27 protein-coding genes and 1 pseudogene are annotated in these 26,130 nt (G+C 64.0%); 18 read left to right on the top strand and 10 right to left on the bottom strand.

The features are described from left to right. Positions 1-212: 212 nt before the first annotated feature. Together fabF and AC07X9_RS02500 are read right to left on the bottom strand one after the other, a co-directional pair. A complete protein-coding gene (gene fabF, locus AC07X9_RS02505) occupies positions 213-1,472 on the bottom strand; it encodes a beta-ketoacyl-ACP synthase II (protein ID WP_017182084.1) in 1,260 nt (419 codons plus the stop codon). 180 nt (positions 1,473-1,652) lie between these two features. Further along, positions 1,653-1,886 (bottom strand): acyl carrier protein, encoded by a 234-nt coding sequence (locus AC07X9_RS02500; RefSeq protein WP_006950224.1) that lies wholly within the window; start codon positions 1,884-1,886, stop codon positions 1,653-1,655. A 206-nt stretch (positions 1,887-2,092) separates the two neighbouring features. On the opposite strand from AC07X9_RS02500, the gene AC07X9_RS02495 reads away from it, so the two are divergent. Further along, positions 2,093-3,334, top strand: coding sequence for a glycosyltransferase family 87 protein (locus tag AC07X9_RS02495; protein WP_017182083.1), 1,242 nt, complete (start codon positions 2,093-2,095; stop codon positions 3,332-3,334). On the opposite strand, the gene fabG is transcribed toward AC07X9_RS02495, so the two are convergent. The 3 genes from fabG to fabD are packed head-to-tail and all read right to left on the bottom strand — an operon-like array spanning position 3,288 to position 5,762. After that, complete coding sequence (fabG, locus tag AC07X9_RS02490) at positions 3,288-4,028, bottom strand: 3-oxoacyl-[acyl-carrier-protein] reductase (protein WP_017182082.1); 741 nt, start codon at positions 4,026-4,028, stop codon at positions 3,288-3,290. The two genes, AC07X9_RS02495 and fabG, sit on opposite strands and share 47 nt — an antisense overlap. A 1-nt stretch (position 4,029) precedes the next feature. Next, complete coding sequence (locus AC07X9_RS02485) at positions 4,030-4,830, bottom strand: crotonase/enoyl-CoA hydratase family protein (RefSeq protein ID WP_017182081.1); 801 nt, start codon at positions 4,828-4,830, stop codon at positions 4,030-4,032. Further along, a complete protein-coding gene (gene fabD / locus AC07X9_RS02480; RefSeq protein WP_017182080.1) occupies positions 4,827-5,762 on the bottom strand; it encodes an ACP S-malonyltransferase in 936 nt (311 codons plus the stop codon). Before fabD ends, AC07X9_RS02485 begins: the two co-directional genes overlap by 4 nt. A gap of 179 nt (positions 5,763-5,941) precedes the next feature. On the opposite strand from fabD, the gene AC07X9_RS02475 reads away from it, so the two are divergent. The 6 genes from AC07X9_RS02475 to AC07X9_RS02450 all read left to right on the top strand — a co-directional run bounded on the left by AC07X9_RS02475 (position 5,942) and on the right by AC07X9_RS02450 (position 12,126). Further along, positions 5,942-7,384: an efflux transporter outer membrane subunit gene (locus AC07X9_RS02475; protein ID WP_086485437.1), complete on the top strand. Its 1,443-nt coding sequence runs from the start codon at positions 5,942-5,944 to the stop codon at positions 7,382-7,384. Then, positions 7,384-8,868, top strand: coding sequence for an efflux RND transporter periplasmic adaptor subunit (locus AC07X9_RS02470; RefSeq protein ID WP_017182078.1), 1,485 nt, complete (start codon positions 7,384-7,386; stop codon positions 8,866-8,868). The genes AC07X9_RS02475 and AC07X9_RS02470 overlap by 1 nt, the downstream gene beginning before the upstream one ends. Positions 8,869-8,873: 5 nt before the next feature. Continuing rightward, positions 8,874-9,575: an ABC transporter ATP-binding protein gene (locus AC07X9_RS02465; RefSeq protein WP_017182077.1), complete on the top strand. Its 702-nt coding sequence runs from the start codon at positions 8,874-8,876 to the stop codon at positions 9,573-9,575. Between the two features lie 190 nt (positions 9,576-9,765). Then, positions 9,766-10,971: an ABC transporter permease gene (locus AC07X9_RS02460; protein ID WP_017182076.1), complete on the top strand. Its 1,206-nt coding sequence runs from the start codon at positions 9,766-9,768 to the stop codon at positions 10,969-10,971. Between the two features lie 198 nt (positions 10,972-11,169). Beyond that, positions 11,170-11,574: an RcnB family protein gene (locus AC07X9_RS02455; protein WP_017182075.1), complete on the top strand. Its 405-nt coding sequence runs from the start codon at positions 11,170-11,172 to the stop codon at positions 11,572-11,574. Positions 11,575-11,718: 144 nt separating this feature from the next. Then, positions 11,719-12,126, top strand: coding sequence for a BLUF domain-containing protein (locus AC07X9_RS02450; protein ID WP_241763600.1), 408 nt, complete (start codon positions 11,719-11,721; stop codon positions 12,124-12,126). 19 nt (positions 12,127-12,145) lie between these two features. Here the strand turns inward: AC07X9_RS02450 and AC07X9_RS02445 are convergent, their stop codons facing one another. Then, positions 12,146-13,546, bottom strand: coding sequence for a GntP family permease (locus tag AC07X9_RS02445; RefSeq protein WP_017182073.1), 1,401 nt, complete (start codon positions 13,544-13,546; stop codon positions 12,146-12,148). Positions 13,547-13,821: 275 nt separating this feature from the next. On the opposite strand from AC07X9_RS02445, the gene rpsF reads away from it, so the two are divergent. Genes rpsF through rplI form a run of 3 tightly spaced genes read left to right on the top strand, consistent with a single transcriptional unit; the run spans position 13,822 to position 15,104 of the window. Beyond that, complete coding sequence (rpsF, locus tag AC07X9_RS02440; protein WP_017182072.1) at positions 13,822-14,253, top strand: 30S ribosomal protein S6; 432 nt, start codon at positions 13,822-13,824, stop codon at positions 14,251-14,253. 13 nt (positions 14,254-14,266) lie between these two features. Further along, entirely contained in the window at positions 14,267-14,491 is a 225-nt protein-coding gene (gene rpsR, locus AC07X9_RS02435; RefSeq protein ID WP_006950194.1) for a 30S ribosomal protein S18, read from the top strand. A gap of 13 nt (positions 14,492-14,504) precedes the next feature. Further along, a complete protein-coding gene (gene rplI / locus AC07X9_RS02430) occupies positions 14,505-15,104 on the top strand; it encodes a 50S ribosomal protein L9 (RefSeq protein WP_017182071.1) in 600 nt (199 codons plus the stop codon). Between the two features lie 269 nt (positions 15,105-15,373). Here the strand turns inward: rplI and AC07X9_RS02425 are convergent, their stop codons facing one another. From AC07X9_RS02425 to AC07X9_RS02415, 3 genes are read right to left on the bottom strand one after another with little or no spacing between them, the layout of a single operon-like run. Continuing rightward, complete coding sequence (locus tag AC07X9_RS02425) at positions 15,374-15,550, bottom strand: YegP family protein (RefSeq protein WP_017182070.1); 177 nt, start codon at positions 15,548-15,550, stop codon at positions 15,374-15,376. A gap of 24 nt (positions 15,551-15,574) precedes the next feature. Then, positions 15,575-16,678, bottom strand: coding sequence for an NAD(P)/FAD-dependent oxidoreductase (locus tag AC07X9_RS02420; protein WP_017182069.1), 1,104 nt, complete (start codon positions 16,676-16,678; stop codon positions 15,575-15,577). After that, positions 16,675-17,637, bottom strand: coding sequence for an alpha/beta hydrolase (locus tag AC07X9_RS02415; RefSeq protein WP_026002209.1), 963 nt, complete (start codon positions 17,635-17,637; stop codon positions 16,675-16,677). Before AC07X9_RS02415 ends, AC07X9_RS02420 begins: the two co-directional genes overlap by 4 nt. A 41-nt stretch (positions 17,638-17,678) precedes the next feature. Between AC07X9_RS02415 and AC07X9_RS02410 the strand changes: the two are divergent. The 8 genes and pseudogenes from AC07X9_RS02410 to AC07X9_RS02375 all read left to right on the top strand — a co-directional run bounded on the left by AC07X9_RS02410 (position 17,679) and on the right by AC07X9_RS02375 (position 25,276). Continuing rightward, a pseudogene (locus AC07X9_RS02410) lies at positions 17,679-18,156 on the top strand (A24 family peptidase). A 51-nt stretch (positions 18,157-18,207) separates the two neighbouring features. Then, entirely contained in the window at positions 18,208-19,218 is a 1,011-nt protein-coding gene (gene cpaB, locus AC07X9_RS02405; protein ID WP_017182067.1) for a Flp pilus assembly protein CpaB, read from the top strand. Position 19,219: 1 nt separating this feature from the next. Then, positions 19,220-20,713, top strand: a complete 1,494-nt coding sequence (locus tag AC07X9_RS02400) for a type II and III secretion system protein family protein (RefSeq protein ID WP_086485436.1) — start codon at positions 19,220-19,222, stop codon at positions 20,711-20,713. A 16-nt stretch (positions 20,714-20,729) separates the two neighbouring features. Continuing rightward, the gene (locus AC07X9_RS02395; RefSeq protein WP_017182065.1) at positions 20,730-21,374 is read left to right on the top strand and encodes a CpaD family pilus assembly protein; all 645 of its coding nucleotides are present in this window, start codon (positions 20,730-20,732) and stop codon (positions 21,372-21,374) included. Position 21,375: 1 nt separating this feature from the next. Further along, positions 21,376-22,671 carry a Flp pilus assembly protein ATPase CpaE gene (locus tag AC07X9_RS02390; RefSeq protein ID WP_017182064.1) on the top strand — a complete coding sequence of 432 codons (1,296 nt, stop codon included), beginning with the start codon at positions 21,376-21,378 and terminating at the stop codon, positions 22,669-22,671. Between the two features lie 53 nt (positions 22,672-22,724). Continuing rightward, positions 22,725-23,723 (top strand): type II secretion system F family protein, encoded by a 999-nt coding sequence (locus tag AC07X9_RS02385; RefSeq protein WP_086485435.1) that lies wholly within the window; start codon positions 22,725-22,727, stop codon positions 23,721-23,723. Between the two features lie 15 nt (positions 23,724-23,738). Continuing rightward, complete coding sequence (locus AC07X9_RS02380) at positions 23,739-24,728, top strand: type II secretion system F family protein (RefSeq protein WP_026002207.1); 990 nt, start codon at positions 23,739-23,741, stop codon at positions 24,726-24,728. Positions 24,729-24,859: 131 nt separating this feature from the next. Then, a complete protein-coding gene (locus AC07X9_RS02375; protein ID WP_017182060.1) occupies positions 24,860-25,276 on the top strand; it encodes a DUF2147 domain-containing protein in 417 nt (138 codons plus the stop codon). A 129-nt stretch (positions 25,277-25,405) separates the two neighbouring features. On the opposite strand, the gene AC07X9_RS02370 is transcribed toward AC07X9_RS02375, so the two are convergent. Beyond that, positions 25,406-26,095 carry an aspartate/glutamate racemase family protein gene (locus tag AC07X9_RS02370; protein ID WP_017182059.1) on the bottom strand — a complete coding sequence of 230 codons (690 nt, stop codon included), beginning with the start codon at positions 26,093-26,095 and terminating at the stop codon, positions 25,406-25,408. Positions 26,096-26,130 lie beyond the last annotated feature (35 nt).

The raw sequence follows: 26,130 nt of genomic DNA, 5'->3' as shown, positions 1-26,130 counted from the left end.
CAAATTCTCTCCTGCGAGGAGAGGACTATCGCATATGGAACGCACCTCATTCTACTTCGTCATGCTGAACTTGTTTCAGAATCCATTTCTCGTCACGAGCGGCGGCTCTTGGGGCGCGATGGATCCTGAAACAAGTTCAGGATGACGTTGAAGAGATAACGCAAAGTCAGATGCAATTCCCCTGCCTACAAGGGGAGGATTTCAAAACCGCCTCAGAGCGCCTTCATGATGAGCGAGGCATTGGTGCCGCCAAAGCCGAACGAATTGTTCAGCACCGCGCGCACCTTGCGCTGCTTGGCGACATGGGGAACCAGATCGACGCCCTTGCAGCTCTCGCTCGGCTCATCCAGGTTCAGCGTCGGCGGCACGATGCCATCGCGCATCGCCAGGATGCAGAAAATGCTTTCCACCGCGCCCGCGCCGCCCAGCAAATGACCGATCGCCGATTTGGTCGAGCTCATCGACATGGCGCTGATCTGGTCGCCAAACAGGCGACGGACCGCCCCCAGTTCCAGCTCGTCACCCAGCGGCGTCGACGTGCCATGCGCGTTCACATAGTCGATATCTTCAAGGCTGAGGCCCGACTTTTTGAGCGCCATCGCCATGGAGCGGAACGCGCCGGAGCCTTCGGGATGGGGCGCGGTGACGTGATAGGCGTCGCCCGACAGGCCATAGCCCACCACTTCGGCGTAGATTTTCGCGCCGCGCGCCTTGGCCCGCTCATATTCCTCCAGCACGACCACGCCAGCGCCTTCGCCCATGACGAAACCGTCGCGGTTGACGTCATAGGGGCGGCTCGCGCGGGTCGGATCGTCGTTGAAGCCGGTGCTGAGCGCGCGCGCCTGCGAGAAGCCGGCGATTCCGATCGGGCAGATCGCGCTTTCCGCGCCGCCCGCCAGCATGACGTCTGCGTCGTCCATCGCGATCATCCGCGCCGCGTCGCCGATCGAATGGGCGCCGGTCGAACAGGCGGTGACGACGGCATGGTTCGGCCCCATCAGGCCATATTTGATGCTGACCTGGCCGGAGATCAGGTTGATCAGGCGGCCATGGACAAAATGCGGGCTGACCCGGCCCGGCCCCTTGTTCGCCAGCACCAGCGATTCGCTTTCGATGCCCGGCAGGCCGCCAATGCCCGATCCGATCGAACACCCCGCGCGCAGCCTTTCTTCCTCGCTCATGTCGAGCAGGCCGGCATCCCGCAGCGCCTCGCTGGCCGCCGCGATGCCGAACACGATGAACAGGTCGACCTGGCGCTGGACCTTGTGGTCCACGTCCAGATTGGCGTCGAAGCCATATTCATGGTCCTTGGGCTTCACTTCGCACGCGATGCGGCACTTATAATCGGTCGGGTCGAACCGGGTTATCGTCGCCGCGCCGGATTTGGACGCGATGATGTTCTTCCAGGTGGTTTCGACATTTCCGCCAAGCGGAGTCACCATGCCAAGACCGGTTACGACGACACGACGCATATGCTAGCTCCGAAATTCCTTGTTGGCGCCTGACGTTCCTGTAGCGGCAATTGCGACAGTTGTGAACGACGCGCCAGATACGAAAAGGCTCCCCGCACCCCGGCATCACCGGACAGGAGGAGCCATTTCTCTCAACGCATTACCGGCCCGCCGCCCCGTGGGGGCAAGCCGCAAGACGCCTTACTGCTTGCTGTCGATATAGTCGATCGCATCCTTGACGGTGCCGATCTTCTCAGCCGCATCGTCCGGGATTTCGACGCCGAATTCTTCTTCGAACGCCATGACCAGCTCAACGATGTCGAGGCTGTCTGCGCCCAGATCGTCGATGAAGCTGGCATCCTCGGTCACCTTTTCGGCTTCAACGCCCAGATGCTCGACGACGATTTTCTTTACGCGATCCGCGGTCTCACTCATGAGTGGTCCTTCTTGACTGGTATCGTTAGTGGGTCTGAATAACTGTTAAGGCAGCCCTAGTGCCAAGCGCCGATACAGGCAAGAGGCAAGGCCGCCAAGCCCCCACATTCGCGCTTGGCCATGATTCCGCAATAAATTCGCGCTCATCGCGCCCTGGCAACGCTTCATTTACCAAAATTTCAGCGGCTTGTGGGAGGGATTGGGCCATGATCATGCCGTCAGCTCCCGACCATTTCATTACGCGCGCGCGCGTCCGGCTGACGGCGGCGCTGGTTCTGGCCGCCACGATCATCGGCCTTTGCACCCTGTTTGCGACCGCCCATGGCACGGTGGATTCGCTGGGGCGGCCGCTGGGGACCGACTTTTCCAACGTCTGGACCGCCGGGCAGATGGCCGATCAGGGCCGCGCGCCAGAGGCATGGGACTGGCCAACCCAGCACGCGGTACAGAAAAAGGTGCATCATGATGACGCCATCCCCTTTTACGGCTGGCACTATCCCCCGCCCTTCCTGATCATCGCCACGCTGCTCGCGCAATTTCCCTATGTCGCGGCGCTGCTGATCTGGCAGGGTTTGAGCCTGACCTTGTGCCTGGCGCTGGTGCGGCGCATCCTGCCCGATGATCGCGACGCGGTGCTGGTCGCGCTGGGCGCGCCGGTGGTGCTGGTGTGCCTGGGCCATGGGCAGAACGCCTTTCTGACCGCCAGCCTGCTTGGCGCAGGGATGCTGCTGCTGGATCGGCGGCCATGGATCGCTGGGATGCTGCTCGGCGCGCTGGTCTACAAGCCGCAATTTGCCGTGCTGATCCCCGTGCTGATCCTGGCGCGCGGCAATCTGCGCGCCTTCCTGTCGGCGGGGTTGACCACGACGGCCCTGTGCCTGCTGACGCTGGCGATATGGGGGTGGCCGGTATGGCACGCCTTCATCGAGTCCCTGCCGCTGACACGCCACATCATCATAGAGGCAGGCGCGACGGGCTGGGAAAAGATCCAGAGCCCGTTCGCCGCCGTGCGCCAGTGGGGCGGGTCGATTCCCGCCGCCTATGGCGCGCAGGCGATCGTCTCCGCCATCGCGATCGCGGCGGCCGCACTGGCGGCGCGGCGCGGGTCGATGGCAGTGCGCGGCGCTGCGGCCTTGAGCGCGGCTCTGCTTTGCACGCCTTATGTGCTGGATTATGATTTCGTGCTGCTGGGCGTGGCCATCGCCTTCATGATGGCGGACATGGCCAAGCGCGGCCCGCTGCGCTGGGAGCCGACATGGCTTGCCTATGCCTGGATCGCACCGCTGTTTGGCCGGGCCGTCTCTGAAATGACGCTGATCCCGGTCGACCTGATCGCCGCCATCGCCGTGCTGGCTCTGGCAACGCGGCGCGCCATCCTGCTGGACGGCGCGCTCGCAAACGTCAGATCATGGCCATTCCGCCGTTCACATGAAGAGTTTGTCCATTAACGTAGCCCGCCTCACGGCTAGCCAGATAGACCACCGCCGCGCCAATATCGTCGCCATCGCCCAGATCGCCCGCCGGTATCTTCTGGAGGATCGCGCCCTTCTGCGCATCATTGAGCGCGTCGGTCATCGCTGACCGGATGAAGCCCGGCGCGACGCAGTTGACGGTGATGCCGCGGCTGGCCAGTTCCTGACCCAGCGACTTGGACATGCCGATAATGCCCGCCTTCGACGCGCAATAGTTGGACTGGCCCGGATTGCCGGTGACGCCGACGACCGACGTGATCGAAATGATGCGGCCAAAGCGCGCCTTCATCATCGGCTTGGCCGCCGCGCGGCAGAGGCGAAACGCGGCCTCCAGATTGATCGCGATCACGCTCGACCATTCCTCATCCTTCATCCGCAGGATGAGGTTGTCGCGGGTGACACCGGCATTGTTGACCAGAATGTCGATCTTGCCGCCCAACGCTTCCACAGCCTGCGGCACCAGCGCATCGACCGATGCCGGGTCGCTGAGGTTGCAGACGATCGTCTTGTGATCGCCGCCCAGTTCCGCCGCAAATGCCTTCAGCTTATCCTCATTGCTGCCCGAAAGCGCGAGCGTCGCCCCCTGCGCGGCGAGCGCCTTGGCAATGGAAGAGCCAATCCCCCCCGAAGCGCCGGTCACCAGCGCGGTCATGCCTGTCAGATCGAACATGTCAGTCTCCCTTGAATGTCGGCGGGCGGCGGTCGAAGAAGGCGTCGATTGCCTCGTCATGATCCGCCGTCGCATGGGCCAGCGCCTGCATGGCGCCTGCCATTTCCAATATATGTGAAAGCTCCGCCGTCTGCGCCGCGCGCAGCAGGCGCTTGGTCATGCGGGTCGCATGGGGCGGGTTGACGGCGATGGCATCGGCCTGTCGGCGCGCGGTCGCCATCAAATCCTCGTCCGGCACGACTTCGCTCACCAGGCCGATGCGCAATGCTTCGGCGGCGTCGATCATCTCGCCCGTCAACGACAATTGCGATGCCTTTGAAATGCCCACAATGCGCGGCAGCAACCATGCGCCGCCATCGCCCGATACCAGGCCGAGTTTCACGAAACTTTCCGCAAAGCGCGCCGACTGGCCAGCAATCCGCACGTCGCACATGCAGGCCAGGTCCATTCCAGCGCCGATCGCCGGGCCGTTGACCGCCGCGATCACCGGCAGTTCGATCGCCTGGAACAGCAAGGGCAGGCGCTGGATGCCCGCGCGATAGTTGCGCCGCGTCTGCGCGGGCAACCCGGCGCGCAGTCCGCCAGCGTCCGGCCGCATCGCGTTCAGGTCACCGCCCGACGAAAAGGCACTGCCCGCCCCGGTCAGGATTGCGACATGGATGGAAATGTCGCGATCCGCCGCTTCGAACAGATCGCACAGCGCGTCGACCATCGCCGGGTCGGAAATCGGGTTGCGCCGGTCGGGCTGGTTCAGCGTGACCGTCAGCACCGCCCCGTCACGCTGGGTGAGGACCGCGCTCATAGCGATGCCAGCGCGGCCTCTATGTCATCCATCGTCACGACGCTGCGTACGGTGGCGTCCGGTGCGATGCGCTTGACCATCGGTCCCAGCACCTTGCCGCCCAGTTCGACAAATTCGGTGACGCCCGCTTCCCACATGGCGGCAACGGATTCGCGCCAGCGCACCCGGCCCGTCACCTGCTCGACCAGCCGCGCGCGAATCTCGTCCGGGTCGGCGATCGGCGCGGCCAGCACATTGGCATAGACCGGCAGCAGCGGCGCATTGATCACCGCCCCGGCCAGCGCGTCCTGCATGGCGTCGGCCGCGGGCTGCATCAGCGGGCAATGGAAGGGCGCGGATACCGGCAGCAGCACACCGCGCTTGATGCCATGATCCTTGACCATCGCCACCGCCCGCTCGATCGCGCCGCGATGACCGGAAATGACCACCTGCGAGGGATCATTGTCATTGGCGACGGTGCAGACCTCACCCTGCGCCGCGGCGTCGGCCAGCGCCTGCGCCTTTTCCATATCCGCCCCCAGCAATGCGGCCATCGCGCCTTCGCCCACCGGCACGGCCGCCTGCATGGCCTGACCGCGCAGCTTGAGCAGCCGCGCGGTGGTGCCGATATCGAACGCCTCCGCCGCGCACAGCGCGCTATATTCGCCTAGGCTGTGACCCGCGACATAATCGCCCTTGTCGCTCAGCGAAAAGCCGCCCTCCCGCTGCATCACCCGCAGCGTCGCAAGCGCGTTGGCCATGATCGCGGGCTGGGCGTTTTCGGTAAGGGTCAGGTCGCTTTCCGGACCTTCGACCATGATGCGGAACAAATGCTGCGACAGCGCGTCATCGACTTCCTGAAACAGCTCAAGCGCGGCAGGGCTGGCATCGGCCAGCGCCTTGCCCATGCCGACCGACTGGCTGCCCTGCCCTGGAAATAGAAAAGCCCGCATTCATCATCCCCTGACCCAAGCGCTGCAAAAAAAGCGCGTAATTCCAATGGTGTTACACTTTGTGACATAAATAGCATTGAGGCATACACATGTCTGCGGCAGGCAGGCATACGACACCCTGCCCCCTTCACGGGGGACTGACGACGGCCCCTTTAACGATGACGGAGTGCTAGGAAAAGGTGCGATATCGCATTGTCTGGATCACGGGAACGGCGCTTGCCCTCTCCGCCTGCGCGGCGGGACCGGACTATCGCGCGCCGCAACCTGCCGCGCTCGGCATCCCCGCCACCTATGATCAGGGCAGCGGCGCCCCCATCAGCGACGCGGACCTCGCCCAATGGTGGACGCGCCTGAACGATCCCGCCTTGTCCACGCTGATCGATACCGCCGTCACCGCCAATCTCGACATAGTGCAGGCGCAGGCCCGGTTGCGGCAGGCGCGGGAATCGCTGGTCCAGGCCAATGCGTCCTTCCTGCCTCAGCTCAGCGGATCGGCCAGCGGCGGCAAGAATTACCGCAGTCAGGCAGGCGGCACCCGCACCGACAGCAGCGGCAATGTCATCAGCCTTGGGTCCAGCAACTGGTCGAGCAGCTATTCGGCTGGTGCGAACGCCAGTTGGCAGATCGACCTGTTCGGCGAACTGTCGCGCAGTGCGCAAGCGGCGCGCGCGGACCTGGCGGCATCGGGCTATGATCTGGCAACGGTGCGGATGACGATCATTTCCGAACTGGTGACGAATTATGTGCAGGCGCGGCTGGCGCAGGAACAGCTGCGCATCGCCCGCGACAGTCGGCAGGTGCAGCAGGACAATTATGACATTGCCCGCTGGCGGTTGCAGGCGGGCCTCGTCTCCTCGCTCGACGAGCAGCAGGCGCGCGCGCAACTGGCGCAGACCAGCGCGTCGATCCCGCAGATCGAAGCCAGCCTGCGCGGCAGCCTCAATCGCATCGCGGTGCTGACCGGGCAGGCGCCGGGCGCCGCCACCCGCGCGCTTGAAACGCCCGCGCCCATTCCGACCGCCGCGATCGACATCGCCACCGGCATTCCCGCCGACACGCTGCGCCAGCGACCCGACGTGCGCAGCGCCGAACGCACGCTGGCCGCCGCTACCGCGCGGATCGGCGTGGCGCAGGCGCGGCTGTATCCCTCGCTTGGCATCAACGGCAATATCGGCACCACCTCCAACGCGTTCAAAGATCTGTTCAGCCTGATCACGGGCGGCGTGTTCGCCAATGTCGCGCAGACCATCTTCGACGGCGGCCGCCTCGCCTCCCAGGTGCGGGCGCAGAAGGCAGTGACCGATGGCGCGTTCGCGGCCTATAAGCAAAGCGTACTTGGCGCGCTGGAGGATGTCGAAAATGCGATGGCGGCGCTCAGCAGCGCACGGCTGCGCAAGGCGGAGTTCACCACCGCCTATGATGCGTCGAACAACGCCGCGATCCTGGCGCGCAGCCAGTATCAGGCGGGCCTCACCGACTTCCAGACCTTGTCCAACAGCGAATCCACCCTTTTGAATGCGCGCAACAGCCTGGCTGGCGCGCAATCGGACGAAATCCTTGCCCTCGCCCAGCTCTACAATGCGCTGGGCGGCGGCTGGCAGAGCATGGAAAGCCGCCCCTGATGAGCAATGACACCACCACCGATCCGGCGCTGGACGAATTTCTGGGGGCAAAGCCTGCCAGGCCATGGCGCAAATGGGCCGTGCGCGGTGCGATCGGCGTCGGCCTGCTGCTGCTCGTGCTGCTTGTCAGCCGTTGTTTCGCGGGCGAGGATCAGCCCAGTTATGCGACGCGCGAAGTGCGCCAGGGCGACCTGACCGTCAGCGTATCGGCCACCGGCAATCTGCGTCCCGTCAATCAGGTCGATGTCGGGTCGGAACAATCGGGCAAGATCACCGCCGTCTATGTCGATGTGAATGACCGGGTCGTGAAGGGCCAGCGTCTCGCTGAACTCGATACGCGGCGCCTGGTCGACGCGGTGAACCAGAACCGGGCACAAGTCGCGGCGGCGCAGGCGCAGGTCTCGCAGGCGCAGGCGCAGGTCGCGCTGGCCAAGGCGACGCTGGACCGTCAGCTGAACGTGTTCCAGCTGTCGGGCGGCAAGGTGCCCGCGAAAACCGAAATCGATTCAGCCCGCGCCAATTATGAGGGCGCGCTGGCCACGCTGCGATCGGCGCTGGCTCAGGTGGACGTATCCCGCGCGCAGCTGTCGTCGGCGCAAACCAACCTGACCATCGCCCAGATCGTGTCGCCAGTGAACGGCGTCGTCCTGTCGCGCGACATCGAACCGGGCCAGACCGTCGCCGCCTCGCTCAACGCCCCGGTCCTCTTCACCCTGGCCGAAGACCTGACCCAGATGGAGGTCGAAGTCTCGGTCGATGAGGCTGATGTGGGTCAGGTGAAGGAAGGCCAGAGCGCGACCTTCGCGGTCGACGCTTTCCCTGGCCGCAATTTCCCGGCGAAGGTTACGCGGGTCAATGTCGGGTCGAACAGCGCCAGCACCGCGTCGTCATCCACGACCAGCACGGCCAGCAGCTCGTCCGGCACCGTCGTCGCCTACACAGCCGTGCTGAGCGTCAACAACAGCGATGAAACGCTGCGCCCCGGCATGACGGCAACCGCCGACATCGTGACGCAGGAATTGCGCAACGTGCTGCTCGTCCCCAACGCCGCGTTGCGTTTCAAGCCAAGCGCGGGCGCAGGCCGGGGTGGCGGCATCACCAGCACGCTCATCCCCCGCCGCCGCGGCAATCGCCCCACCCGCGAAGTCAGCTTCGGCGCGGGCAGCAGCCAGACTGTCTATGTCGTGGGCGAAGACGGCAAGCCCAAGGCGATACAGGTCGTCGTCGGCGCCAGCGACGGGTCGCGCACCGTCATCACCGGGGGCGACCTGAAACCGGGCATGCGCGTCATCACCGGGCAATTGGCGGCGGGCCAGGAACCGCCAGCCGAAGATCAGGCGCGCACCGGCGCGGACCAGCGCGCGCCACGCAAGGACAGCGCGCCGCGCAACCCGGCGACCGACGGCACGCCCGCGACCGTGGGCAAGCTCGGCAATTCGGGCGACGCCGCGCCGCAAACCGCCCCCGTGACGGCCAAGCCCTGATCGCCATGCCTGCGGACCCCATCATCACCCTGCGCGGCGTCACCAAAATCTACGGCAGCGGTGCGACCGAATTTCAGGCGTTGAAGGGCATCGACCTCGACATCGCGCAGGGCGATTTCGTCGCGGTCATGGGGCCGTCCGGTTCCGGCAAATCGACGACGATGAACATCCTTGGCTGCCTCGACGTGCCATCGGGCGGCGAATTCCTGTTCAAGGGCCATCATGTCGAACGGCTCGACCGCGACCAGCGCGCGCTGCTCCGCCGCCGCTATCTCGGCTTCGTGTTTCAGGGGTTCAACCTGCTGTCCCGCACCAGCGCGCTCGAAAATGTCGAACTGCCCCTGCTCTATCGTGGCGAGGACAAAAAGACCCGTTACGAACTGGGGATGGCCGCGCTAGACAAGGTCGGCCTCAAACAATGGTGGGATCATACACCCGCCGAACTGTCAGGCGGCCAGCAACAGCGCGTCGCCATCGCCCGTGCCATCGTCACCAGCCCCGACGTGCTGCTGGCCGACGAACCGACCGGCAATCTCGATTCCGAACGATCGGTCGAAATCATGGAATTGCTAACCGATCTCAACCGGAACAGCGGCATCACCGTGCTGATGGTGACCCACGAACCCGACATGGCAGCCTTTGCCCGCACCATCGTGCATTTTCGAGACGGGCTGGTCGAACGGATCGAAAAGGGGCTGGCGGCGTGAGTTGCGCACAGGTCAAACCTTCTCCCCGGGGGGAGAAGGATACACAGCCTTGCCCGCGCAGCGGGTTAGGCGAAGTTGGAAGAGGGAACCGGACGCAGCCTTTGGCTCTTCCCCTCTCCCAGCTACGACTAGGCAGCAAGCTGCCAAGTCTCCGCATCCCTCTCCCCGCTGGGGAGAGGAAAGGATCGTCATGCTAGGCACCACCGTCATCCTCGCCTTCCGGGCGATCAACCGGCACAAGCTGCGCAGCTTCCTGACGACGCTGGGCATCATCATCGGGGTCGCCGCCGTCGTCACCATGGTGACTCTGGGCAATGGCGCGACCGCGGCCGTGCGCGAACAGATTAGTTCGCTGGGCGCCAATGTGCTGCAATTGCGCCCCGGCCAGGGCTTTGGCCGCGGCGGCGGCGGGCCACGCCCGCCCGACTTCAAGCCTGCCGATCTGACCGCGATCGAAAACCAGCTGACCGGCGTCCGCGCGGTTGCGCCCATGGCCCAGTCGAGCGGCACCGCCATTTATGAAGGCAATAACTGGTCCACCACCATCTATGGCACCACCGCCGCCTATTTCGAGGTGCAAAGCTGGAAGCTGACCAGCGGTCGCCTGTTCATGCCGGAAGAGGAACAAGCCGGTCGCCCGGTCTGCATCATTGGCAATACGGTACGCACCAACCTGTTCCAGAATGCCGATCCCATCGGCCAGCGGATGCGGATCAAGGGCGTGTCCTGCCAGGTGATCGGCGCACTCGCGACGCGCGGCCAGGGCGGCTTTGGCGATCAGGACGACGTCGTCGTCATGCCGATCAAATTCGTCCAGCGCCGCTTCACCGGCAATCGCGACATCAGCCAGATCATGATCGCGGTGGACGATGCCTATGACACGTCGACCGTGCAGAACAGCCTGGAAGACCTGATGCGCGAACGACGCCAGATCAAGGCAGGCAGCGAGGATAATTTCAACGTATTCGACACCAAGCAGATCAGCGACACGCTGACCGGTACCACCACCATCCTCACGCAAATTGTTGGCGCAGTGGCGGCCATATCCCTGCTGGTCGGCGGTATCGGCATCATGAACATCATGCTGGTCTCCGTGACCGAACGCACCCGCGAAATCGGCATCCGGCTGGCCATCGGGGCGGTCGCGGGCGAAGTGCTGATGCAGTTTCTGGTCGAAGCGATCGTGCTGTCCTGCCTTGGCGGGGTGATCGGCCTCTTCCTCGCCCTCATCGCCTCCTGGTCCATAGCGCCGCTGATGCAGGTGCCCTTCATGTTCGACGTGAAGGTCAATCTGATCGCCTTCGTCTTTTCCGCCGTCATTGGCGTGGTGTTCGGCTATTTCCCTGCCCGCCGCGCCGCCGCACTCAACCCCATCGACGCGCTGCGCCACGAATAGCGCTGACCGGCCCGACCGGCGCCCACCTGTAAAAAGAGCGCCGCGGGCTGCAAAGATGAACGGACATTCATCTTTAATCTCAATCTGTTACAATTTCCGACACTCTTTGCCCTTCCGCGACACATGGCTGCGACAAGCGCCGCCTATCTCTGTTCTCGACGCCGCAGAGGGCGCCCGAACACGGCAAAGGAGCAAGACATGTTCAAGAAGATCCTCATGACGCTGGCCACCACCACCCTGGTCGCCAGCCCGATCATCAGCAGCCAGGCACAGGCGCAGGCCTATGGCCAGCCGCATCGTCAGGAACAGACCCGCACGGTCGTCAAGCAGAAGCCCAATGGCCGCACCGTGGTCAAGCAGCGCACGGTGGTTCGCAAGGATGTGCGCAACAACCGCTACGCCGCCTCCCACCATCGCTGGGCGAAGGGCCAGCGTTTCGACCGGCGCCAGGCGACCAACTATCGCGTTATCAACAATTATCGCGGCTATCGCCTGAACGCCCCGCCGCGCGGCTATCAGTGGGTCCAGTCGGGTAACGACGCGGTGCTGATCGCCATCACCAGCGGCCTGATCGGCGCGGTCATCGGCAACGCGATCCGCTAAGCCGATCCATCCCCTTCATGCCCCAGGGATCTCTCCTCCCCTGGGGCATTTTTGCGTGCCCGCTTCCCTGACACAGGTTAAATACCCCAAATTAACGGCTTGCCCGGCACAAGTCCCTGGGTGGAGGGCGGATCGGGAACGGCCATGTCATTATATCAGATCATGTATATCAGCACCGTCACCGGGACGGTAACGCCCGACGACTGCGCCACCATCGCGCGCGAAGCCGCCGTCCGCAATCGGCGGGACAATGTGACCGGCCTGCTATTGTTCAACTCGCGCCGCTTCCTTCAGGTACTGGAAGGTCCAAAGGACGCGGTAGAGCGCATTTTTGCCCGCATCTATGACGACAGCCGTCATCGCGGCGTAGTCAAGCTGCGCGAAGGCGCGATCGTGGCGCGCGAATTTGGGCAATGGGCCATGGCCTATGATGACCCTTGCCGCCCGTCCGGCAACCTGAAGGATATGGTCGCCGCCTTGCTGACGAGCGCCGGGCCATCGACCAGCGCCCATTTCCTGGGATCGGCCGAACTGCATCGCCCGGCCGCCTGATCCGGCCAGACCAGTCCTTTCAGACCAGTCCGGTCAGATAATAGACCGCAATGACGATGAACACCGTCACAGTCTTGATCAGCGTCAGCGCGAAAATATCCTTATAGGCCTGCCTATGGGTCAGGCCCGTCACCGCCAGCAAGGTGATGACCGCGCCATTGTGCGGCAGGCTGTCCATCCCCCCCGACGCCATCGACGCGACCCTGTGCAGCACTTCGCGCGATATGCCCGCGGCATCGCCCGCAGCGATGAACTGGTCCGCCATCGCCGCCAGCGCGATCGACAGTCCGCCGGACGCCGACCCGGTAATCCCCGCCAGCGACGTGACGGTAATCGCTTCGTTGATCAGGGGATCGGGGATGGCGCGCAAGGCTTCCTTGACGATCAGGAAACCGGGCAGCGCCGCGATCACTGCGCCAAAACCATATTCGACCGCCGTGTTCATCCCCGCCAGCAGGGCGCCGCCGACCGCCGCCTTCGATCCTTCGGCAAAACGCTTCGCCACCGTCCGATAGGCAAACGCCAATATCGTTGCGATGCCCATCAGCAACGCGCCCTCGACGGCCCAGAGCGCCGACACCTGCGCCACCTTGACCTCGACCGGCTCGGCCATGCCGACCAGCGACAGGGTGATGACGTCACCGCTCACCCAGCGCGGAATCGCCATGGTCAGCAGCAGATTGCCGACCCCCACAACCAGCAACGGGAGCAGCGCGACCAGCGGATGCACCGTGACCGAAGCGTCAACCGGCTCCGGCTCGTTCACCAGCGTTTCCGGTGCGCCATAGCCCTCCCCCGCCGCCATCATCGCGCGCCGCCGCCAGCCCAGATATGTCAGCCCCATCGCCGCGATACAGGCCGACCCGATCAGCCCCAGCACCGGCGCGGCCCAGGACGTTGTGCCAAAAAAGCTGGTCGGAATGATATTCTGGATCTGCGGCGTGCCGGGCAGCGCATCCATGGTGAAAGTAATCGCCCCCAGCCCGATCGTCGCCGGGACCAGCCGCTTGGGGATGTCAGCCCGGCGGAACATTTCGGCGGCGAAGGGATAGACGGCGAACACCGCGACGAACACCGACACCCCGCCATAGGTCAGCAGCGCGGTGACCGCCATGATCGCCGGAATCGCCCGCCCCGCCCCGACAATGCCGATCACCGCCGTCACGATCGCGCGGGAAAAGCCAGAAATCTCGACCAGCTTGCCGAACAAGGCGCCCAGCAGAAACACGGGAAAATAGAGTTTGAGGAAACTCGCCACCTTTTCCATGAACAGCCCGGAAAAGGCGGCGGGGACAGCCGCGGGATCGGTCAGCAACACCGCCAGCATCGCCAGCAATGGCGCCATGATGATGACGCTCATCCCCCGATAGGCGGCGATCATCAGCAGGATCAGGGATAGTGCTGCAATTCCGACCGCCATAAGCTAACCTCTCAACCGTTCGCACTGAGCCTGTCGAAGTGCTGTCGTTCTTCTCTACGGGGATAGAAGAAAGGACAAGGCTTCGACAAGCTCAGCCCGAACGGATGGATTTACCTCACACGCCCTTGCCTTTCCCCCGCCTTTCCGCCATAGGCGCGCCTTCGCATCGGACCAGAGGTGACTCGGCCCGCTTGCGGAGCATGAAAGACGATAGCCGGAGGGGCGTTCCACATGGGGTGGGCGTCAGCAATCGGCCAACAGAAGAAGGTAGCATCATGGCTCTTTACGAGCATGTGTTCCTTGCGCGCCAGGATCTGGCACAGGCGCAGGTGGACGCTCTGGCGGAAAACGCCACCAAGATCGTGGAAGAAAATAACGGCAAGGTTACCAAGATCGAAACTTGGGGCCTGCGTTCGCTCGCCTACAAGATCGCCAAGAACCGCAAGGCTCACTATGTGATGCTGAACATCGACGCCCCCGGCGGCGTGATCGCGGAACTGGAGCGCCAGACGCAGATCAACGAAGACATCATCCGCTACATGACCGTCAAGGTCGATGAGCTGGAAGCTGGCCAGTCGGTCATGATGCGCAAGCAGGACCGCCCCGACCGTGGCGATCGCGGCCCCCGTGGTGACCGCGGCGATCGTGGTCCGCGCGAAGATCGTGGCGACCGTGGCCCGCGCCGCGAAGAAGCCGCTGGCGAATAAGGAGATCTAGATCATGGCACGCCCATTTTTCCGCCGCCGCAAGAGCTGCCCCTTCGCTGCGAAGGATGCGCCGAAGATTGACTATAAGGACGTTCGTCTGCTCCAGGGCTTCGTGTCCGAACGCGGCAAGATCGTCCCCAGCCGCATCACGGCCGTTTCGGCCAAGAAGCAGCGCGAACTGTCCCAGGCCATCAAGCGCGCCCGTCATCTGGGCCTGCTGCCCTACATCGTGAAGTAAGGGAGTAAGCCCCATGGAAATCATTCTGCTCGAACGTGTCGAGAAGCTCGGCGCCATCGGCGACGTCGTAACCGTCAAGGACGGCTACGCCCGCAACTTCCTGCTGCCCAACAAGAAGGCGCTGCGTTCCAACAGCGCCAACAAGAAGCTGTTCGAAGCCAACCGCGCCAAGATCGAGGCCGACAACGCCGCTCGCCGTTCGGACGCCGAAGCAGCCGCCGGCAACGTTGATGGCACGCAGATCATCCTGATCCGCCAGTCATCCAACGCTGGCGCGCTCTATGGTTCGGTTGCGGTTCGCGACATCATCGAAGCACTGCAGGCACAGGGCATCACCAACGTCACCAAGGCGATGGTCGTTCTGGAACGCCCGATCAAGACGCTCGGCGTGTTCGACGTCAAGGTCGCGCTGCACCCCGAAGTCGCCGTCACCATCAAGGTGAACGTGGCGCGTTCGCCTGAAGAGGCCGACCTGCAAAGCCAAGGCGTCGACGTCATGGCCGACCTGTTCGAAAAGGACGAAGCCGGCTTCACCGAAGATTATGATCCCAACGCTGAACCCGGCGATCTCGCCGCGCTCACCGAAGAAGCCCCGGCCGAAGAAGAAGCCTGAGCTTTCGTCAGAGATCAAACAGAAAAGCCGCCCCGTAACGGGCGGCTTTTTTGTTGCGGTCGCGCCAGTTGCAGACCGGATATTGGCGCGATGACCGAAGCTGATCCTCCCCTTGCAGGGGAGGTGGCTGGCCGCAGGCCAGACGGAGGGGTGTCATGCTATCGAGAGAGAGACCCCTCCACCACTGGCTACGCCAGCGGTCCCCCTCCCCTTGCAGGGGAGGAATGACAAAGCGCATGACCGCTCTTGCTGGCTAATCGAAAGCCGCCTTATTCCGCCTCTTCGACCGGCGCGCCCGGTCCGTTCTTCAGCACGGACTCGATCGCGTTTTTCGCGCCGGCCTTGCTGCTATAGCCTTCGGTCCAGAAGATCGTTTCGCTATTATATTTGAACTTGGCGACAAACTCGCCGGCCTTGTTCTTCTCGATCACGAACTTGTGCGCCATGTACCGTTCTCCAGATTCGTTTCGTCAGCGAAACCGGGTCGGAGAATAGGCATCCGCATCAATGCCTGCAACGCTTTCCGGCGGGGCTTCCCCGCGCAGCCGGGCGGCCGCCAGCAACGCGGCGGCGGGCGCGGTCTGGATGCCGAAACCGCCCTGCCCGGCGAACCAGAAAAAGCCCGACCTATCGGGGTCGAACCCATATACCGGGGCACGATCGGGCGCGAAGCTGCGCAGGCCCGCCCAGACATGCTCGACCCGCGCGATCGGCCAGTCGACCGCCTTTTCGAACCGCGCGATCGCTTCCGCCACCGCCAGTTCTTCAGGTGCAGCGTCGCACGGGGGCGATGGCGCCTCGTCATGCGGGGTCAGCCAGACGCGCCCCTGCCCTTCCGGCTTGAAGTAGAATTGCCCGGCCAGATCCATGATCAGCGGCAGGTCGGGCGATGGCATGGATGGCACGCCCAATTGCACCACCGTCCGCCGCAACGGCGTCAAGCCGATCGGCGCGACGCCGCTGGCGCGCGCTACATCGTCCGCCCATGCTCCCGCCGCATTGATCAGGATCGCGCAGGCGATCACTCCGTCCGGCGTCTCCACCTGCCAGCCACCACCCACGGCGCGCGCCGCGTTCAGCCGCGTCGCCAGCCGCACTTCGCCGCCGCGCCGCCGGAACTGGCGCAAATAGGCCTGATGCAGCGCAGCCACGTCAATATCCTGACAACTCGCCTCCATGACGCCCATGGTCCAGTCCGGCCGCAACCCCGGCACCAGCGCGGCAGGATCGACAGGCTCCAGCACCACCTTGCCCGCAAATTCCGCCATCAGCGCATCGCGATGCCCTTCATCCCCGGCCCGTCCGACATGCAATGTGCGTCGCGGCGACAGGAAGCTGCCGTCATGAAAATCAGGGTCGGGAACGCTCAGCAACGGCCCCGACGCGGTCGTCAAAGGCTGTACCGCCGCGCCGCCATAGGTTTCTTCCCAAAACGCCACGGATCGGCCAGTGGCGTGATAGCCGGCCCGCTCCTCCATCTCCAGCAGCAGGACACGCGCCTCTCCCGCCAGTTCCGCGCCCAGGCTGGCCCCGGCCATGCCACCACCCACAATAACGATATCGGGATGGCTCACGCCGCCATCTCGTCCAGAAAGGCGTCGATCCGCCGCAGCGCATCCAACCGGACAGGATCGAGTTCGCGCAATATCTCATGCGCGGCCTCTCGCCCATAGACATGCAGTCGCGCACCGGGAATCCGCGCGGCGACGCGTCGGATCGCCGGGGTGGACACCAGTTGGTCGGCGCGAGTCGCCAATATGAGCAGCGGCACGGCAAGCCGCGCCAATGCATCACTCTCGGCCAATGCCCGCGTCGATTCCAGCGCCTGACTGACCCAGGTCCAGCTTGGCGGCCCCAGCGCAATGTCACGGCTATGGTCACGCCACCATAGTTCGTCGGCATAGCGGTCCGGGTCATGGGTCAGCCGCTTCTGCCGTATCCGTCGCTGCCGTTCGGACCCTTCCTTCTGCGTCCAGGCCTGCCGCGCGCCCTGGCCCAGACACAGCATCGCCCGCGCCACGGCCACGGCCAGCCATCGCGGCAAGGGCGCGCTATGCACGTCCAGCATCGGCGCGACCGCCACCGCCGCATCGGGCGCCGGCATCCCTTCGGCCAGCGCGCGCAGCAGCAAATGCCCGCCCATGCTGTGCGCCACCATCGCATATGGCCCATCTCCCTCCGCGCGCCAGTCGACCGCCAGCGCCTTCAGGTCCGTGATCCAGTCGGCAAAATCGCCGATATGGCCAGTCATCGGATCGTCGGTCAGCCGACCCGACCCACCCTGCCCGCGCCAGTCGAATGTGGTGACCGCCCATCCGCGTTCGGCCCAATGGAGGACCACCTCAAGATATTTTTCGATCATGTCGCCGCGCCCGCCCAGCACCAGCATCCGGCCCCGCGTTCCATCGCCCAGTTGATAGCGGCGGATCGGCCAGCCGTCGGGCGCGCTCCAATAGTCCAGCCGCCCGCCCATCGGCCAGGCGCGGCGGTCAAAGGATGGCGAGGTGAAGCGGGGCGAATCCATGCGGGCCATGGTTACGGTTTGGTAAGCCATCGGGTCTAGGGTCAAATCCCATGACGGGGGAATATTTCAAAATCATACTGCTCTGCGCCCTTGGCGCACTGCTGATCGCTGCGGCGATTACCGATTTGCGTGCGCGCATCATCTCCAACCGGCTCAACCTGGCGGTCGCGGCCCTCGCGCCGCTCTGGTGGCTGGCAAACGGCTATGCGCTCTGGCCCGACATGGCGGTGCAACTGCTGGTCGGCGCAGCCATCTTCACCCTGTTCGCCGCGCTGTTCGCGCTAGGCATGATGGGCGGCGGCGACGTGAAGCTGCTGACCGCGCTGGCGCTGTGGTTCCCGTGGCAGGCGATATTGTCGCTGGTCGTGCTCATGGCGCTGCTGGGCGGCGTGGTCACGCTGGTCACCGTCATCCACCACAAGATGACCCACAGGCTGGGACAACCTGAAATTCCCTATGGCGTGGCGATTTCCCTCGCGGCGCTGTGGCTGCTGCCGTGGCCAACGATATTTTAACCAATTTACGTGATGAGTGAAGCACTGGGGGCAGTGCTCCCATTACAGGGAGGCGAATTTCGTCATGGATGCCAAGAAAATCGTGCTGCTGGTAGGAGCGCTTATCATAGCGGTCACTACGGCCTTGCTTGCCCGCAGCATGTTGAGCTCCTCCAGCGCACCGCAGGTCAATGCTGCGTCGATGCCCGTTGAGGCCGATCAGCCCCATGTGCTGGTCGCGACCAAGGCTTTGCCGGTTGGCACCATTCTGGACGCTGAAAGCTTCCGCTTCCAGCCCTGGCCCAAGGATCTGATCGAACAGGCCTATTATCTCAAAGGTCAGGCCGATCCGGCGAAACTGGCAGGCAGCGTCGTGCGCACCGCCATTTCCGCCGGACAGCCGCTGACCCAGGGCGGCCTGGTCAAGCCCGGCGATCGCGGCTTCCTGGCCGCAGCGCTTGGCGCAGGGATGCGCGCGGTCACCGTTCCCGTCTCGGCGCAAAGCTCGGTCGCGGGCTTCGTGTTTCCTGGCGACCGCATCGACCTGGTCCTGACGCAAAGCGTTGCGGGCGGTGGCGATGGCGAAGCGCTCAAAGTCTCCGAAACCATCCTGCGCAACCTGCGCGTCCTTGCCACTGACCAGCGGATGGATGCGATGGGCGCGGACGGCAAGCCGGAAGTACGTACCTATTCCAACGTCACGATCGAAGTGACGCCCAAGATCGCGGAAAAGATCGCGGTTGCCCAGACCATCGGCTCCCTGTCGATGTCGCTGCGCTCGATCGCCGATACCGCGTCTGATCTGGACGCTGCCATCGCCGGTGCCGATGTCGATCTGCCCGATGGCGCCAGCCCGAACGCGGAAAAGGCGATCATCGCCAAGATCGCGTCGCGCCCCATTGATCGCGGCTCCACCTATTCGACCGGCGCCGACGTGTCGCGCTACCAGCGCAGCTCGGTCCCGGCCAAGGCCGAAAACGGCGCGGCAATGGCTGGCACCGGCGCCCAGATTACCGCACCGGCTGCCGTCAGCGGCCCGGTCATCCGCGTCGCCCGCGGCACCAACGTGACCGAAGTTCCGGTCGGGGGGAAGTAAGATGAAGTCGATGCTCCAGATGTCCGGGCGCAAGGTCGCCGGACCCGCGATCGCGCTCGGCCTGGCCGTAGCCATGACCGCCGTGCCCGGAACGGCCGTCAACGCCGCACCGTCCAGCGCACAGGACAATGCGATCCTCATGTCGGTCGGCGGCAGCCGTGTCGTCAACCTGGGCGCCAAGATGTCCGACGTGGTGATCGGCAATCCCGAAGTGGTCGACGTCCATGTCCGCTCGCAGAACCAGCTTTACCTGATTGCCAAGAAGGCAGGCGAAACCACTGTGTTCGCCACCGCCCCAAACGGCAAGGTGCTGTTTTCCGGCACGGTTCGCGTCGGCACCAACCTGACCAGCATCGATGACATGCTCCGCCTGGCGATGCCCGGCGCGAACATCGCGGTCAACAAGATGAACGGCATGGTCCTGCTGACCGGCACCATCCAGGCGCCCGAAGATGCCGCCGAAGCCGAACGGCTGACGCAGGCCTTCGTCGGCAAGGAAACCACCGTGGTCAGCCGCCTGCGCATGGCTACGCCGTTGCAGGTGATGCTCCAGGTCAAGATTTCCGAAGTCGCCAAGGATGTGGGTCACAAGATCGGCACGAATTTCTCCAGCCTGGATACGTCTGGTGGCAAGGTGCTGGGCAGTATCGGAGGCGGCACACGCAACTTCGTTACTCAGTCCACGACAGCTGCAGGCCAGACCTGGACTTTCAACAACCCTAGCGACGGCAGCTACAGCCTTGGCGGCGTTGCTCGCATATTGGGCATGGACATCGCCGGTGCGCTGGACCTCGCCGAATCGAGCGGCCTTGCCACCACGCTGGCGCAGCCCAACCTGACCGCGCTATCGGGTGAAACCGCCAGCTTCCTGGCGGGCGGCGAATATCCCTACACGGTCAGCAATGGCACGCAGGGCAACAGCATCGAATTCAAGCAATATGGCGTACAGTTGGCCTTCACGCCGACCGTGCTGGCCGACGGCCGCATTTCGCTGCGGGTCCGCCCGACGGTGTCGAGCCTGGATTTCACGCTGAACGCCAACGTCCCTGCGCTGAAAAGCCGCACCGCCGAAACCACGGTGGAGCTGGGTTCGGGTCAGGCCTTCATGATTGCGGGCCTGCTCAACAATGAAACCAGCAACGGCATCAACAAGGTGCCGGGCATCGGCAACCTGCCAATCCTGGGCAGCCTGTTCAAGTCGCGCCAGTTCCAGCGCAGCGAAACCGAACTGGTCATCGTCGTCACCCCCTATCTGGTGAAGCCGATGAACGCATCGGACGTGCGCCTGCCGACCGACGGCTTCCGCAACGCCAATATCGGTCAGGGGCTGCTGCTCCAGCAGGGCAATGACGGGATCAGTGGCAAGCAGGGCGAAATGCCGCGCCGCGCGCCCGGATCGCCCACGCCGGTTACCCCCGGCCCGCAGGCATCCGCCGCCGCGCCGGTCGCAAAGCCGGGCAAGCCCGGCAAAGCTGCCCCCGGTTTCAGCTTCTGACGGAAGGACCAAAGACATGACCTATCTGTCCGCCAAGACTCTCACCGCCCTCGCCATATTGGCGCTGCCGCTCGCCGGATGTGTCACTGACAGCCCCAATCGCAGCGTCGAATCGGTGCATCAGCCGGTTGTCAGCTATGCCGCCTACACGTTCGACGTGCAGGCCAGCGGCGACTCGCTGTCCGCCTATGAAGCAGGTCGTCTCAACGACTGGTTCGCCTCGATCGGGCTTGGCTATGGCGATCAGGTCGCGATCGTCACGGATGCTGGCTATTACAGTCCCGGCATTCGCGAGGGCATCGCCGATGTCGTCGCCCGTCACGGCCTGCTGGTCGCAGAGGATAGTTCCGCCGCCGCTGGCGATGCGCCCCAGGGCAGCGTCCGCCTGATCGTGCGCCGCGCCACCGCCAGCGTCCCTGGCTGCCCCGACTGGAGCAGCAAGCAGGAAACCGACATGAATCTGGGCACCACGTCCAATTTCGGCTGCGGCACCAACAGCAATCTGGCCGCGATGGTCGCCAATCCCGAAGACCTCGTCCGGGGTCAGGGCACCGACAGCAATCTGCGTACGGCCACGTCGAACCGCGCCATTTCCACCTATCGCGACAAGCCGCCAACGGGCGCTGGCGATCTCAAGCAGATGTCAGCAGGAGGCCAGTAACATGAACGCCCCATGGAAACCCGGTTTCACTGGTCAGCGTGATCCGTTTCACGCCTTCGTCTGCGACGATCACAGCTATGATCTGATCCGTTCGGTGTGCGCCGAACTGGGCTGGGCACCGGAAAAGGTGAACAAGGGCGGGATGCGCAACGCAGTCCAGAGCCTGTCGATCACTGCATCGCCGCAAATCCTATTCGTCGATATGTCCGAAAGCGGTGATCCGCTCAACGACATCAACAGCCTGGCGGAAGTGTGCGAACCCGGCACCGTCGTGATCGCGGCGGGCCAGGTCAATGACGTGCGCCTCTATCGCGATCTGGTGGCCAGCGGCATTCAGGATTATCTGCTCAAGCCATTTGGCGCCGACCAGTTGCGCGACGCGCTGGCCAATGCGCAGGCCGTGTTCATGGCCCCGCGCGACGCTGCGCCCGAACGCCCGCACATGACCGTTGCGGTCATCGGCACGCGCGGCGGCGTGGGCGCGTCCAGCATCGCCACCTCGCTGGCATGGATGCTCTCGGACAAGAAGAAGCGTCCGACCGCCTTGCTCGACCTCGACGTCCATTTCGGCACCAATGCGCTGGCGATGGACCTGGAACCGGGGCGTGGCCTGACCGACGCGATCGACAATCCCAGCCGCATCGACGGCCTGTTCATCGAACGCGCCATGGTGCGGGCGAGCGACACGCTGGCGATCCTGTCTGCCGAAGCCCCCATCAGCCAGCCGATGATGACCGATGGCGGCGCCTTCTATCAACTGCTGGAAGAATTCCGGCAGGTGTTTGAATGCAGCGTCGTCGATCTGCCGCGCAACATGCTGATCCAGCATCCGCATCTCATGACCGACGCGCAAGTCACGCTGGTCGTGACCGAACTGACGCTGGCGGCGGCACGCGACACGATCCGCATCCTGTCCTGGCTCAAGAGCAACGCACCGCAATCGCGCGTGCTAGTGGTCGCCAACCGCGTCCATCCCGGCTCGCCCGAAATCAGCCGCAAGGATTTCGAAACCTCGATCGAACGCAAGGTCGATGTCCTCATCCCGTTCGACCTGCGGGTCGGCGCGCAGGCGGCAAAGCTCGGCAAGACATTGGCCGAAGCTGCCAAGGGCAGCAAGGTCGGCGCAGCCTGCACCGCCCTGCTCGACCAGGTGCTTGGCGCGGGCGATGCGGGCGATGGCGCCACCGGCGCTGCGGCACCGCGCAAGAAGGGCGACTCCCTGCTCGGCAAGATCGGCGACTTCCGCAACATGATGCCCTCTCGCCGCAAGGCCAAGACGGCCGCACTGGAAGATTGATCGCGTCTGCCGCCTGACCGGGCGGCGGCGATGACTGGGGAATAGGCGAACAGATGGACGGCAATTTCATCCTGAAAACGGTTTTGGTGGCAACCATGTTGGGCATGGCCATCATAGCGTTCGCCGGTCCGTCGCCGGAAAAGGCGCGCAAGCGCCGGGTCGCGATGATCCGCGGCCGTCACAGCGATTCGGCAGAAGCACTGCTGGAAGCGCGGATGCGCAAGGCCATTTCGAACCGTTCGACTGGCGCCGAAGCCAAGATGCTGGTGTCGCTGATCCCCAATCCGGAAAATCTGACCAAGCGGATCAGGATGACCGGCAAGAAATGGACGCTCAGCCAGTATATGACCGCCAGCGCGGGCATATTCCTGGTACTGTCGGCGTTCCTTATGGTGCGCGGCTTTCCGTTCCTCATGGCTGTCATGGTCGGCATGGCCGCCGCTCTGTTCCTGCCTCACTGGTGGGTCAGCCGCCTGATCAAGCAGCGGATCAACCGCTTCAACGCCAAATTCCCCGACGCGCTTGAACTGCTGACGCGCGGCCTGCGCTCCGGTCTCCCCATCGCCGAAACGCTGGGCATCGTGTCGAGCGAAATTCCTGGGCCAGTAGGCGAGGAATTCAAGCTCATCACGGAACGGATCAAGATCGGCAAGACGATGGAGCAGGCGCTTCAGGAAACCGCCGATCGCCTCGGCACGCCCGAATTCCAGTTCTTCGTCATCACGCTCGCGATCCAGCGGGAAACCGGCGGCAACCTGGCTGAAACCCTGTCGAACCTTGCCACCGTGCTGCGCCAGCGCGCGCAGATGAAGCTCAAGATCCGCGCCATGTCGTCGGAATCAAAGGCGTCCGCCTACATTATCGGCTGCCTGCCCTTCCTCGTATTCTTCATGATCTGCTACATCAACTTCAACTATATGAGCCCCTTCTTCACGCCCGATCCGGCGGGCATTTTCGGGCTTTCGCTGATGCAGGTGATCGGCATCGGGGGCATGTGCTGGATGGCGATTGGCGCCTTCATCATGGCCCAGATGGTCAATTTTGAAATCTGATCGGGGATAAGAGACATGGACGCCCCTACCCCTGCCGGCACACTTTTCGGCATGACCGCCACCGATTTTGGCACCTTGCTCGCCGCGCTGGCGACGCTTGCGATGCTGTTCGCCCTTTATGCGATCATGACCGTGCGCGATCCGATGGCCAAGCGGGTCAAGGCGCTTAACGATCGCCGCGAACAGTTGAAGGCTGGCATCACCGCATCGACCGCCAAGCGTCGCGCAAAGCTTGTCCAGCGCAACCAGACGACGGACCATATGCGCTCCTTCCTGTCGAGCCTGAAGGTTCTGCAGGACGACCAGCTCAAGGACGCGCAAATCCGTCTGGCGCAGGCCGGTATCCGGTCAAAGGACATGGCCGTCGCCGTCATCTTTGGCCGCATGATCATGCCGATCGTCATCGGCGGCGCAGCGGCCTTGCTGCTCTATGGCGTCGGCATCCAGCCGGAATGGGGGCCGGTGAAGCGGTTCTTCGCCTTCGCGATCGCGCTGCTGCTTTCCTACAAAGCCCCTGACATCTTCATCGACAACAAGGTGCAGAAGCGCTCCGCCGCGATCCGCAAGGGGTTGCCCGACGCACTCGACCTCCTGGTCATCTGCGCCGAAGCCGGTCTGACCGTCGATGCCTCCTTCAACCGCGTGGCGCGCGAACTGGGCAAGGCCTATCCTGAACTTGGCGACGAGTTTCAGTTGACCGCGATTGAACTCAGCTTCCTGACCGAACGGCGCATGGCGTTCGAAAATCTCGCCACCCGCGTCAAGCTGGACGCGGTCAAGGGCGTGGTGACCACCATGATCCAAACGGAAAAATACGGCACCCCGCTCGCTTCGGCGCTGCGCGTGCTGTCCGCCGAATTCCGTCATGAGCGCATGATGCGCGCCGAAGAAAAGGCCGCGCGCCTGCCCGCGATCATGACCGTGCCGCTGATTCTCTTCATTCTGCCGACCCTGTTCGTCGTCATCCTGGGTCCGGCGGCCTGCTCGATCAGCACGGCCTTCTGAAAATTCAGGCGCGCCGCGGCCCGCTGCCGTAGCGTTCCCAACCAAAACGCCCGCTTCCGCCAAAAAAGGCGGTGGCGGGCGTCGCGATTTGCGGCATATCTTCGGGCAAAAGATATGGAGAAACGGATCGCATGAAAGCTGCCACCATCGCCCTTGCCGCCCTGACCACGGCCATCACCCTGCCCGCTTATGCCGCGCAGCCCGTCATAGGTCGCTGGGCCACGGTCGAGGCCAAAGCCATCGTCCACATCGCCCAGTGCGGCAAAAGCCTCTGCGGCAAAATCGAAAAAATCCTAAAACCCACGCCGGGCCGCCCGAATACCGATGTCGAAAATGCCGACCCGGCGCTGCGCTCCCGCCCGCTGGTGGGCCTGCCCCTGCTGACCGGCTTTGGCGACGCCGGCAGTCATTGGAAAGGCACGATCTACGACCCGGAAAGCGGCAAAAGCTACACGTCCAAAATCAGCCGCAACGCCGATGGCACCCTGAAAGTCCAGGGCTGCATCGCCTTCTTCTGCAAGACGCAGACATGGACGGCGGTTCGCTAAGGCAGTGCCGGCGCGCCTCCCTGGCAACAGGGAGCGCCTTGCCCCACCCTCATGTCCAGGTCTTTACCGATCCCGACGCAGCGATGATCTGACTGTTGGAGGATGGCAGCCTGACTGAAGGCTGTCCCTCTAGCCCAGGATGAACTCGACCCCGGCCATGGCATGGATCGACGTGCAGTCGTAGATCGGTAGCACATTGGCCTTTACGTCGACGATCAGTTCCAGCTCGGTGCAGGCCAGCACCACCGCCTGCACATCCTGCTTGGCGATGTCGGTCATTTCCGACTTCATATAGCGTTCGGATTCGCGGCTGATCTTGCCGACAGTCAGCTCGTCATAGACGATGCGGTCGATCCGGTCGGCCAGTTCCATGTCGGGGGGCAGCAGCGACACGCCATGCGCAACCAGCCGCTGGCGGTAGAATTTCTCGGTCATCACGTTGCGCGTACCGATCAGCGCGGCTTTTTCGACGCCGTCGGCCTGCATCTTCTTGCCGACGCGCTCGGCGATATGCAGGATGGGCACATGCACCGCGCCCTGCACCCGGTCATAGACGCGGTGCATCGAATTGGCGCAGATCAGCAGCGCGCCCGCGCCTGCCGTCTCCAGCCGCCGCGCCGCCGCGATCAGCACGTCCGCCGCGCTGTCCCATTCCTCATCGCTGGTGCAGGCCGCAACGGTCGCAAAGTCCAGGCTCTCGATCAGCAGCGGCGCGCTATGCTGCCCGCCACGCGCACGATGCACCGCCTGGTTGATGATCTCATAATAGCGGGCGGTTGACGTCCAGCTAAGACCGCCGATCAGGCCAAGTTTGTGCATTGTCACCCCTATCCCGTCATCCCGGCGAAAACCGG

It is taken from the genome of Sphingobium sp. GW456-12-10-14-TSB1 (assembly GCF_059424385.1).
This window is presented reverse-complemented; position numbering and strand designations above follow the sequence as displayed.